This is a genomic window from Pseudarthrobacter sp. (genome assembly GCF_036675385.1).
In the GTDB taxonomy this organism is placed as follows: Bacteria; Actinomycetota; Actinomycetes; order Actinomycetales; family Micrococcaceae; genus Arthrobacter.
The window spans coordinates 1-10778 of sequence record NZ_JAKFFD010000096.1; the positions used below are offsets into that span (position 1 = coordinate 1).

The following is a 10778-nucleotide window of genomic DNA, read 5'->3' on the forward strand; positions in this document are numbered from 1 at the left end:
TTCCGCGGCGCCTCCCGGTACCTGGAGCCGTCCTTCCGGGACTGCTTCGACCTCGAGTGCGAGGCCCTGTCCTTCGTCCGCAACGAGATGGGGCTGACCAACGTCAAGCTGATGATCCCGTTCGTGCGGACCCTGGACGAGGCCCGCGGCGTCATCGAGCTGCTGGCGGAGAACGGCCTGGTCCGTGGCGAGAACGGCCTCGAAGTGATCATGATGTGCGAGATTCCGTCCAACGCGCTGCTGGCCGACGAATTCCTGGACTACTTCGACGGCTTCTCCATCGGCTCCAATGACATGACCCAGCTGGCCCTGGGCCTGGACCGGGATTCCGCGATTGTCTCGGGCGGCTTCGATGAACGCGATCCTGCCGTCAAGAAGCTCCTGAGCATGGCCATCAAGGCCTGCAAGGCGCGCGGCAAGTACGTCGGCATCTGCGGCCAGGGTCCCAGCGACCACGCCGACTTCGCCGAGTGGCTGGTCGGGGAGGGCATCGATTCCGTCTCCCTGAACCCCGACACCGTGGTGGACACCTGGCTCCGGCTCGCCGGCACCCCGGCACGCCGGTGATTGAGCCTGTCGAAATCCGCTGAACGCACGACGTCGGCACCCGGGTTGGGTGCCGACGTCGTCCGTTTCCCGGTGGTCGAGGATGTTACTCCTCGACAAGGAAGCGGCTTGTCGCTGCGCATATTCCGTGGCGCTACGCATATTCCTTGTCGAGACCTAAATATCGGTGGCGCCAAGGAATATGCGGGTCACGGTCGGGTTTGCGCGTCGAAAACCGCAGAACGCGTACGACGGCGGGGCACGCCAGCCGCTGCCAGCTTGCGTTCCAGCTTGCCGGGCTCCATCAGCTCGGCCCAATCCCACCTCACCACGTTGAACCCAGTGGCCCGGATTCGGTTCTCGCGCTGCTTTTCCTCCACCACCGCCTGCGACGCGGTCCGGCCCTTGAGGTACTCGGGTTTGAGGTACTTCACCTCGCCATCGAATTCGCCAACAACCTTGGCCTGCTTCCAATAGAAGTCGGTGTAGCCCACCAGGCCGTCCCTGTCGTGGATGGCTTGCTGCAGGACCGGGGCTTCGAAGCCGGCCACGTGGATAAGCGCGCGGCTGTAGGACTCCCCTGCGGAACCGGACAAAGGGTCAGCGAAAGCCAGGGCGGTCAGCACCCTTCGCCTCGCAGCAGTGGAGTACATAGATCCGATACCTGCCTCCAGTTCAGCCGTCGTCACGGCAGGCAGCCGCAGGGTTCGGTCCGGTCGAAGCACATGGTCCAGGGGTGCGGCAGCTTCGGTGAAAGGCGTGAACGCCGCCAGGTCCAGGACAGTGCGGATGCGCCCGGTGACGAGCAGGCCCTCCCGCCGGACCACCATCAGACCCGCCGGCGCAGCAAAGTGGCGGCGGACTCCAGCACGTGACCGGCCGCTTCCAGGCCTGCCCGTCCGTGTAGACGCCGTGCCGGACGCGGACCAGGGAACCGGCCTTTACTCGCTTTGCAAGGTCATTCGGGGTCAGCCCGTGAAGGGCGCGGTCGCGGGCCAAGAGAAGCGGTGGAAGATCCGTCATGTAGCGAAGATGCCAGCTGCGCGCCCTCGACGCGAGGGGTAGGTGCCGCTATGTGGAGAAGTCCTGGCGACGTGGAGCAACGGACGACGTCGGCACAAATCAGCCCTGGTTGATGCGGATCATGTTGCCGGACGGGTCGCGGAAGGCGCAGTCGCGCGGGCCCCACGGCTGGACAATGGGTTCCTGGAGCACCTCGGCGCCGGATGCACGGAGCTTTTCGAAGGTGGCGTCGAGATCGTCGGTGTTGAACACGAGCATGGGCATAACGCCTTTGGTGACCAGCTCCTGGATGGCGTCCCCGTCGGCCTGGGAGCGGCCGGCGTGGGGAGGGGAGAGGACGATCTCAAGGTCGGGCTGGGCGGGGCTGCCAAGGGTGACCCAGCGCTGTCCATCCGAGCCGACGTCGTTCCGGACTTCCAGGCCAAGGGCGTCGCGGTAGAAGGCGAGGGACTCATCGAGATCGTTGACGGTGACGTGTGCGTACTTCAATGAAATGTTCATGTCTCCCACGCTAGGGGAGTGGTTATGACGAGGCTTCTTCAATCCTGCTCGGTTTGCGGGCGGGCCGGGTGTGCTGCCGGGCGATGCACGTGGGCATTGCTTTCACGGCGTGGTGTTCGCGGGCCCGGTAGGCGCTGGGCGTTATGCCGACGATCTCGGTGAACCGCGAGCTGAACGAACCCAGGGACGTGGAGCCCACCTCCATGCACGCGTCGGTCACGCTGACACCGGCGCGCAGCAGCGCCATGGCACGTTCGATCCGCCGGGTCATGAGGTAGTTGTACGGAGTCTCACCGTAGGCGGCCTTGAACTGGCGGGAGAAGTGCGCGGCGGACATGAGGGCGCCGGCGGCCATCGTTGGCACATCGAGCGGCCGGGCGTACTCGCGGTCGATCAGGTCACGGGCCCGCCGCAAATGGGCCAAGTTTGCCAGCTCCTGCGGTGTCATGAGGCAAGTCTAGTAGCGCCCCCGGTGGTCGAGCCTGTCCGCCCGGTGATTGAGCTTGTCGAAATCCCGGCTACGCGGAAACGGCATGGCCCTACGCAATGACGTGAAAATGCTCGGGCAGCCGTGCCGGATCAGCTGTGCACGGAGCATACTGAGGCATGACTGACCGCGACGACTTCCTAGCCTGGGTAAAGTCCGCGCTTTACGAAGCGGAACTAGCCCTTCACAACGGCGATTCGGCCCCGCGCCGGGCAATCTGGTCACGTAACGAACCCGTGAGCATCCTGGGTGCGTGGCGCAACGCCTTTAGCCAGCATGAGCTGGACGGGCTCTTCGCCGACCTCGAGAAGAGTTTCTCCGACTGCACGTCGTACACGTTCGAACTGCAGGCCTATGACGTCGTGGATGACATGGCCTACACCGCCGGACTGGAGCACACCTCCGCCTCCGTCAACGGTCAGCCGCGAAGTTACACCCTGCGTGCCACGCAGGTGTATCGCCGCGAAGGCGGCGAATGGAAGGTGGCCCATCGGCATGCCGACACTGTTGTCGAGTGACGGTGCCAGGCGCGTCGCGTGAACCGGGTAGTGATCCGTTGCCGGGCGTCGAACCGCAGTGAGGCACGGACCGGACGCGGCCCTTTACGCCAGAAGGTGGAGAAATAGGGTACGTTTTGTTTTCTTAATTCACCAGCGCCCGGTGTACTCTTCCAAGGTTAGGCTTCCCTAAATCGCCGAAGACACCTATGGACCACACGCTATGAGCACCCAACTTGACCTTCAACGCCTGTCGTTTGCCGCGAACCTCGCGAGCAGGGGTGACAGGACTGCCGTTGCCACCAGCAAGGGTGTCTTAACGTACCGGGAACTGGCCGGCCGTGTTGAGGAGCTGGGCCGGCGCCTCGGTACCGAACGACGCCTGGTGGCACTGACGGCCGGTAACGATGTTGACTCCTTGGTGGGGTACTTGGCGGCCATGGCGGCCGGTCATCCGCTGATCCTCCTGCCCGCGGACAAGCCTGCCGCCCTGGAGTCCCTGGTCGCGGCCTATGATCCGGACGTTATCCTGAGTTCGGCGAACGGCCGGACAGTGCTGGAGGAGCGGCGGCCTGGCACCGTACACTCTCTGCACCCGGACCTGGCCCTTCTGTTGAGCACGTCAGGTTCCACCGGTTCGCCCAAGCTTGTGCGGCTGTCCTATGAAAACCTCCAGGCGAACGCAGAGTCCATCGCGGAATACCTCGGCGTCACGGAGTACGACCGGGCAATGACCACACTGCCCATGTCCTACTGCTACGGACTGTCAGTGATCAACAGCCACCTGCTGCGTGGTGCCAGCCTGGTCCTGACGGATCTGTCCGTGGTGGACCCCTGCTTCTGGGATCTGTTCCGCGGCGAGGGTGCCACATCGTTCGCAGCCGTTCCCTACACCTTCGAGTTGCTCGAGCGGGTGGGGTTCGCCGCGATGAATCTGCCCACGCTCAGGTATGTGACCCAGGCTGGCGGCAGGCTCGGCCCTGACCTGGTCCGGCGCTACGCCGACCTGGGCGCAAGGAGCGGCTGGGATCTCTATGTGATGTACGGCCAGACGGAGGCCACCGCACGCATGGCCTACCTCCCGCCCCGGCTGACGGGTACGTCGCCAGGCGCCATCGGAATCCCTGTCCCCGGCGGCGCCTTCCGGATAGACCCTGTCCCTGGTCTGGAGCATGGCGAGCTGGTTTATTCCGGGCCCAACGTGATGCTGGGATACGCCGGAACCCCGGAGGACCTCGGCCTCGGGCGGACGGTGGATGAACTCCGCACCGGAGACCTGGCGCGCAAGAACGCTGACGGACTGTACGAGGTCGTGGGACGGCGCAGCCGGTTCGTCAAGATCGTCGGCCTCCGCGTCGACCTCGGACAAGTGGAACGGATCCTTGCCGACCTTGGTATTCAGGCCGCGAGCGCCGGGACGGACCAGGGACTCGTCGTCGCCGTCGAGGGTGAACACGACCCGGCGCTGCTGGGCAAGCTCCTTGCCCAGGGCATCGGCCTGCCCCGCGCTGCGCTGGAAGTACACGCGGTGCCGGAGCTCCCGCGTCTGGCGTCCGGCAAGCTGGACTACCCGGCCGTCCTGGCGCTCGCCAAACCCACAGTTCAACAAGCGCCGTCCAGCGCGAACTCCGGAGCTACGCCGCAGGACAGTGTGGTGAAGATTTTTGAAGACACGCTGGAGCTGACGGACATTTCCGACGACGACACTTTCGTTTCGCTCGGCGGGGACTCGCTTTCGTATGTGGCAGCGTCCGTGCGGCTTGAGCAGGCATTGGGACATTTGCCCCCGGACTGGCACATCACCCCGGTGGGAGTGCTGGGGGCCCGCCTTGAACAGCCGCGGCCGCGGAAGCGCCGCCCCTTCGCCCGGCTTGAAACCAGCATCGTGCTGCGGGCGGTCTCCATTTTCCTGATTGTCAGTACCCATATTGGTTTCCTGCACTGGCAGGGTGCGGCCCACGTGCTCATGGCTGTGGCGGGGTTCAACTTCGCCCGGTTCCAGCTGTCCGGGGAACGCATGACGCGGCTGCGGAAGCAAGTGGCCAGCCTGGCCAGGGTGATCATCCCCAGCATGGCCTTCATCGGCTTCGCCTACCTGATCACCGACAGATACAGCCTGGCGAATATCGTCCTCCTCAACGCCATCATCGGACCCGAAGAGGTGACCACCCGGTCGCATTTCTGGTTCATCGAGGTGCTCGTCTACGTGTTGGTCAGCATGACGGCCCTGCTCGCCGTGCCCTGGGTTAGCCGGGCCGAAAAGCGCTTCCCGTTCCTCTTTCCGCTGGTGCTGCTCGCCGCCGGGCTGCTCACCCGCTACGAGCTTTTTGAGCCGGGAATTCCGCACACACCGCCCATATTCTGGCTTTTCGCGCTGGGATGGGCGGTTGCCCGGGCCCGCCATATCCTTCAGCGAGGCGCCGTCAGTGTCGTTGCCGCTTTGACCATCCCGGGGTTCTTCGACAACCCCGCCCGTGAACTGACTGTCCTGGCCGGGATACTCCTGCTCCTGTGGCTGCCCAGCATTCCCGTCCCGGCCGGGCTCCGGCGCCTCACCGTTCAGCTGGCCAGCGCGTCCCTGCACATCTATCTGGTGCATTGGCTGGTCTACCCGCTGCTGGTTGGGCTCAGCCCCGCGCTCGCCGTCGTGGCCTCACTGGCCGCAGGCTCGGCGTACTGGGCGCTCTGCAGCTATGCGCCAACGGTCATCGGCCGCGCAAAAACCCGGTTGTCGAGCCCGTCGAGAGCCCCTGTGATTGAGTCCGCCGCCCTGGAGCCCTATCGGGCTGAGGCGCCGGCACGCACTCAACGCTGACGTACTCCATCTCCTAACCAAACCGACTGCCCGGCCGCTGCACTTTCGTGTGTTCAGCGATCCGAACGACGGGGGAGTTCGCGGGGCTGGGCGTTGCGCGGTGTCGGTTCCGTTGCATGTGCTTGTAGCTGCTTTGGTATTTCGTGGGCCGGGACGGGCGTGGACCAGAGGTATCCCTGGGCGTGGCGGACACCGAGCCTGCGTAGTTGGTTCAACTGCGTCGGTGTTTCGACGCCTTCGGCGATGACGCTGAGGTTCAAGACGCGGGCCATGCCGAGGATGAGTTGGATGATGGAGGCGCTGCTGGGATCTTTATAGCCGAGTTCTGATACAAAGGACCTGTCGATTTTCAGGGTGTCGGCGGATAGCCACCGGAGCTGGCTCAGGGATGAGTAGCCGGTGCCGAAATCGTCGATGGCCAGGCCGACGCCGCAGGCATGCAGGCCTTGGACGATGGCGGTGGGCAGTTCGCGTTGATCCATGAGTACGGATTCGGTGATTTCCAGGGTGACGGCGGCCGGGCTGATGCCGGTCGTGCAGAGAGCGTCCCGGACGGTGTCCACGAAACGCAGGTCCTGGAGTTGGCGCATGGAGACGTTGACGAAGATCGTGAGATCCTTGGCGCCGGGCAGGGTATTGCGCCAATGCTGGGTCTGTTGGAGGGCCTGGTTGAGGACCCAGCTACCAATGGGAACGATCAGGCCGCTGTCTTCTGCGAGGCTGATGAAGCTTGCGGGCTGGAGCAGGCCGAGTGTGGGGTGTTCCCAGCGCAGGAAGGCTTCGAGACCGACCGGCATCCCGGTTTTGACGTCGATCACGGGTTGATAGTGGAGTCTGAGCTCATTCCGGTCCAAGGCGAGGCGCAGGTCGGATTCGAGGTTGAGCCGGGCGGTGGCGGCGGCCTGGGTGCGGGAGTCGCGGACCGCTATGCGGTCGCCGCCGGCGTTTTTGGCTTGGTACATGGCCATGTCGGCTGCGTCGAGGATGGTCTCGGCGGTGTCTCCCGGGCCGGCAGGGGCAATGCCGATGCTGATGTTCAGGAAAATCCGGCGGCCGCCGAGGGTGAAGTCCTCTTTGACAGCGGCGCGGAGCCGTTCGGCCACGGCAGTAGCCTCCGTGGCGTGCAGATTTTTGCAGATCACGATGAATTCGTCGCCGCCGAACCGGCCAACGGTGTCGCCAGGCCGGATGGCGGGACGGAGCCTGGCCGCGAGTTGAGTGAGGATGGCGTCTCCGGCGGCGTGGCCGACGGCGTCGTTGACGGTCTTAAACCGGTCAACGTCCAGGAAGAACACCACAACACTGGATGCTTTGCGGCCCAGGAGGTCATGGAGGATGGTGTTGATCAGGATCCTGTTGGGTAGCCCAGTCAGCGCGTCATGGGATGCCTGATGTGTCAGGACCGCTTCGGCCAGTTTGCGGGCGGTGATGTCTAGGGCGGTGATGAGCACCCTGGTCCGGACGCCGGTGCCGGTGACCCTGACGCTGGCCAGAATCCAGCGCACGTCACCGGTTGGTTGGATGAGGCGCAGCTCGCGGTCAAGGTGCCGGGAACCGGCCCGGTCCAGAGAGTGCCAGTCGGTCCTGACACCGTCCCGGTCCTGGGGATGGATTTTTTCCAGAAGCATGGATACGGAGACTTTCTCGCCCGTGGTGAGGTCCAGAAGACGGCCAAATTCCTCCGAATGCCACCACCGGCCCGATGAGAAATCGTATTCGGCGCTTCCCACATGGGCCATCTCCTGGGCTTCGATGAGCCGTTCGCGTTCCTTGCCTGCCTCGTCCTGCAGCTGCGCCACCGCTGTGACGTCCCGTGCGATGGTGGAGCTGCCGATCAGTACTCCGTCGGCGTCGAACCGGGGTGAGTGCGTGAGTGAAACCTCTGCGACGCGGCCGTCGTTGCGCCGCCAGCGGGTCCGGACCTCGCTGGAGCCTTTTCCGGCCAGGAGCTGCTCCAGGGCCTCCCTATGCAGAATGGGTCCGTTCGTGGTGGTCAGCAGGTCATAGTTCCGGCCGATTGCCTCGCCAGCGCTGAAGCCGAACATTTCGGTGGCACCGGCATTCCAGGCAGTGATTGTTCCGTTCAGGTCACCGCTGATGCGGGCCTCGGGGACGGCCGGCGTATGAGGAATCATCGGTACCTCTTTCATCGGCCGGATCCTGCAGATCTGGATTGTGGCGCAGGGGAAGTTCACGGGGAAGAACTGCTTGTTTTCAGGTCTGGATGTCGACATTGACTCTGGACTGGAAGGAGAAACCAGCGACTTGCTGGCTTCCCGCTTCCGGCCTGCTGGCCGGCTCATCGCGTGAGAGCAATTAGGAATCCGTGCTGTAGCCCCCCACCATGAACGGATATCACCAACGGCGTGGTGTATGGCGTCACTTTGTGCCTCTTTCGGTTGAAAGTCAATCGATGCAGTCACGGTGCAGGTTTACCGGAATTGCGCTCACTGCCATCCGCGGCCATAGCGGAGGTGCGGGTAACGGGACGGTTCTCCCGGGGGACAGTTCTCTGCTCTTTATGGGCGCCGTCCGACGTCAACGTCGTGGAAGGGCATTTGAAAAGCAGTGCGTACGAAGCCAGCTGAGAATCCCCGCGTCGCAGGATCCCTCGCCGCGCGGTGGCCGGCGGTCGCCCGGACTGCGGCCTTGACCTGCGCCCTGTTGTTCGTGAGCATGCTGCCCCAATCCCTCCCTCGCCTTTGCGACGATTGCGCAATGTCTGCCCGGTGATTGAGCTTGTCGAAATTTTGATGCCTCGAGGTGGAACCAGCCGGCTCGCCTGGAGCGGCGGCGCCGTCACGTTCCACGAAATCGTGGCGAGCCTCAGCGCTTCCGGTGCCCGCCAGAACCGCTGTTATGAACTTAGCCACGCCGACCGTTCAGTAGCTGCCGCCATGTGGAAAACTACCTGCACCACGGTCGACGCGTACGATCGCAATCGACTCGCATCCGCTCTGACGCGCACGAAATATGGGCCGCGTCAGGGAATATGCGCGTCGACAAGGAATGAGCGCGTCGCCGCCGGCCCGGTGGTCGAGCTCGTCGGGTCCCGGTTTCGACAAGCTCAACCACCGGGCCCCTCCTTGACCTCAACCACCGGCCCCCTTCTTGACGCCCTCCGCGCCCTGCGCATATCCTGAACGAACGGTCGGTAAATAAATCGAACCAATCCAGGCAGGTGCATAGGAGCAACCATGGAAGCCAACGCCCAGCGCGACGCGGACGGTCAGGCCAACTTTGACCGCGTGATCGCCGCGGACTCCCGCATTGAACCAAAAGACTGGATGCCGGACGCCTACCGCAAGACCCTGCTGCGCCAGATCTCCCAGCACGCCCACTCGGAGATCATCGGGATGCAGCCGGAGGCCAACTGGATCTCAAGGGCCCCGAGCCTGAAGCGCAAGGCCATCCTGATGGCCAAGGTCCAGGACGAGGCCGGCCACGGGCTCTACCTGTACTCGGCCGCGGAGACGCTTGGCCAAAGCAGGGACAAGATGACGGCCGATCTCATCGCCGGCAAGGCCCGCTACTCCAGCATCTTCAACTACCCGGCCCTGACCTGGGCGGACATGGGTGCCATCGGCTGGCTGGTGGACGGCGCCGCCATCTGCAACCAGGTGCCGCTGTGCCGCGCCTCCTACGGCCCCTACGGCCGCGCCATGGTACGCGTCTGCAAGGAAGAATCGTTCCACCAGCGCCAGGGTTTCGAGATCCTGCTCGAACTCGCCCACGGCACCCCGGAGCAGAAGCAGATGGCCCAGGACGCCGTGAACCGCTGGTACGCCCCGGCGCTGATGATGTTCGGCCCGCCGGACGACGATTCGCCCAACTCCAAGCAGTCCATGGCCTGGAACATCAAGCGCTTCAGCAACGACGAACTCCGCAGCCGCTTCGTGGGAATGATGGTGGAGCAGGTCCGCGTGCTGGGCCTCACCCTCCCGGACAGCGAGATCCGCTTCAACGAGGACACCAAAAAGTGGGAGCACGGCCCGCTGGACTGGAACGAGTTCCACGAAGTCCTCGCCGGCCGCGGCCCCTGCAACGCCCAGCGCCTTGAGCGCCGGAGGGAAGCGCACGACGACGGCGCCTGGGTCCGCGAGGCAGCCGCTGCGTATGCAGCAAAACAGTCACTGAAGACAAAGGAATACGCAGCATGAGCGAGTCACAAGGCCCGGAGGCAACCACCGACCGCAACGCCTGGGGCCTGTGGGAGGTCTTCGTCCGGTCCAGCCGCGGCCTTTCGCACGTCCACGCCGGGTCCCTGCACGCGCCGGATGCCGCCATGGCCCTGCGCAACGCCCGGGACCTCTACACGCGCCGCAACGAGGGTGTGTCCATCTGGGTGGTTCCGGCCGACGCCATCGCCGCCAGCGATCCCGACGCCAAGGGCTCGTTCTTCGAGTCCCCGCAGGGCAAGGACTACCGGCACGCCACGTACTACACCAAGAGCGAAGGGGTGAAGCACCTGTGAACGCTGTTCCCATGGGCGGGGAATCCGCCACCCGCATCACCCCCGGCAACGCCCTGCGCCCGGAGGACATCGCGCTCGAGGTCCGCACCGGCCTGGCCAGGCCCACCGAGGACGTGGCCGAGTACGCGCTGCGGCTCGGGGACGACGGCCTGATCCTCGCGCAGCGGCTGGGCCACTGGATCTCCCGCGGCCCCGAGCTGGAGGAGGACGTGGCCCTGGGCAACATCGCCCTGGACCAGCTGGGCCACGCCCGGAGCTTCCTCACGTACGCCGGCGGCGCCTGGGACAAGACCGAGGACGAGTTGGCGTACTTCCGGCGCGAGCCCGAGTTCCGGTCGGCCGCCATCTTTGAGCAGCCCAACGGCGACTTCGCGGCCACCATCGCCCGCCAGTTCGTGGTGAGCTACTACCAGTTCGAGCTGTACCGCCGGCTCA

At 64.8% G+C, this 10778-nt stretch carries 10 protein-coding genes; 6 read left to right on the top strand and 4 right to left on the bottom strand.

Annotated elements, in window-relative coordinates:
- The coding region (locus V6M49_RS07770) for a putative PEP-binding protein (protein WP_332760763.1) at positions 1-567 on the top strand (567 nt) is incomplete at its 5' end.
- 188 nt (positions 568-755) lie between these two features.
- Here the strand turns inward: V6M49_RS07770 and V6M49_RS07775 are convergent.
- The 3 genes from V6M49_RS07775 to V6M49_RS07790 all read right to left on the bottom strand — a co-directional run bounded on the left by V6M49_RS07775 (position 756) and on the right by V6M49_RS07790 (position 2518).
- The gene (locus tag V6M49_RS07775; RefSeq protein ID WP_246848593.1) at positions 756-1376 is read right to left on the bottom strand and encodes a hypothetical protein; all 621 of its coding nucleotides are present in this window, start codon (positions 1374-1376) and stop codon (positions 756-758) included.
- Between the two features lie 292 nt (positions 1377-1668).
- Entirely contained in the window at positions 1669-2070 is a 402-nt protein-coding gene (locus tag V6M49_RS07785; RefSeq protein ID WP_332760764.1) for a VOC family protein, read from the bottom strand.
- Positions 2071-2092: 22 nt separating this feature from the next.
- Positions 2093-2518: a helix-turn-helix transcriptional regulator gene (locus V6M49_RS07790; protein ID WP_332760765.1), complete on the bottom strand. Its 426-nt coding sequence runs from the start codon at positions 2516-2518 to the stop codon at positions 2093-2095.
- Positions 2519-2676: 158 nt separating this feature from the next.
- Here V6M49_RS07790 and V6M49_RS07795 point away from each other — a divergent pair, with 158 nt between their 5' ends.
- Together V6M49_RS07795 and V6M49_RS07800 are read left to right on the top strand one after the other, a co-directional pair.
- Complete coding sequence (locus tag V6M49_RS07795; protein WP_332760766.1) at positions 2677-3075, top strand: nuclear transport factor 2 family protein; 399 nt, start codon at positions 2677-2679, stop codon at positions 3073-3075.
- A 202-nt stretch (positions 3076-3277) separates the two neighbouring features.
- Positions 3278-5869, top strand: coding sequence for an AMP-binding protein (locus tag V6M49_RS07800; protein WP_332760767.1), 2592 nt, complete (start codon positions 3278-3280; stop codon positions 5867-5869).
- Positions 5870-5922: 53 nt separating this feature from the next.
- Here the strand turns inward: V6M49_RS07800 and V6M49_RS07805 are convergent, their stop codons facing one another.
- Positions 5923-8019, bottom strand: coding sequence for a sensor domain-containing protein (locus V6M49_RS07805; protein WP_332760768.1), 2097 nt, complete (start codon positions 8017-8019; stop codon positions 5923-5925).
- A 1047-nt stretch (positions 8020-9066) separates the two neighbouring features.
- Between V6M49_RS07805 and paaA the strand changes: the two genes are divergently transcribed.
- The 3 genes from paaA to paaC form a co-directional block, all read left to right on the top strand.
- Entirely contained in the window at positions 9067-10029 is a 963-nt protein-coding gene (gene paaA, locus V6M49_RS07810) for a 1,2-phenylacetyl-CoA epoxidase subunit PaaA (protein WP_332760769.1), read from the top strand.
- Entirely contained in the window at positions 10026-10343 is a 318-nt protein-coding gene (gene paaB / locus V6M49_RS07815; RefSeq protein ID WP_332760770.1) for a 1,2-phenylacetyl-CoA epoxidase subunit PaaB, read from the top strand. Before paaA ends, paaB begins: the two co-directional genes overlap by 4 nt.
- A gap of 11 nt (positions 10344-10354) precedes the next feature.
- Positions 10355-10778, top strand: a 424-nt coding sequence (gene paaC / locus V6M49_RS07820) for a 1,2-phenylacetyl-CoA epoxidase subunit PaaC (protein WP_332760771.1), incomplete at its 3' end; no start/stop codon positions are given.

Coding starts and splice junctions, on each gene's coding strand:
- V6M49_RS07775 (WP_246848593.1), bottom strand. CDS start 1,376: ATGGTGGTCCGGCGGGAGGGCCTGCTCGTCACCGGGCGCATCCGCACT.
- V6M49_RS07785 (WP_332760764.1), bottom strand. CDS start 2,070: ATGAACATTTCATTGAAGTACGCACACGTCACCGTCAACGATCTCGAT.
- V6M49_RS07790 (WP_332760765.1), bottom strand. CDS start 2,518: ATGACACCGCAGGAGCTGGCAAACTTGGCCCATTTGCGGCGGGCCCGT.
- V6M49_RS07795 (WP_332760766.1), top strand. CDS start 2,677: ATGACTGACCGCGACGACTTCCTAGCCTGGGTAAAGTCCGCGCTTTAC.
- V6M49_RS07800 (WP_332760767.1), top strand. CDS start 3,278: ATGAGCACCCAACTTGACCTTCAACGCCTGTCGTTTGCCGCGAACCTC.
- V6M49_RS07805 (WP_332760768.1), bottom strand. CDS start 8,019: ATGAAAGAGGTACCGATGATTCCTCATACGCCGGCCGTCCCCGAGGCC.
- paaA (WP_332760769.1), top strand. CDS start 9,067: ATGGAAGCCAACGCCCAGCGCGACGCGGACGGTCAGGCCAACTTTGAC.
- paaB (WP_332760770.1), top strand. CDS start 10,026: ATGAGCGAGTCACAAGGCCCGGAGGCAACCACCGACCGCAACGCCTGG.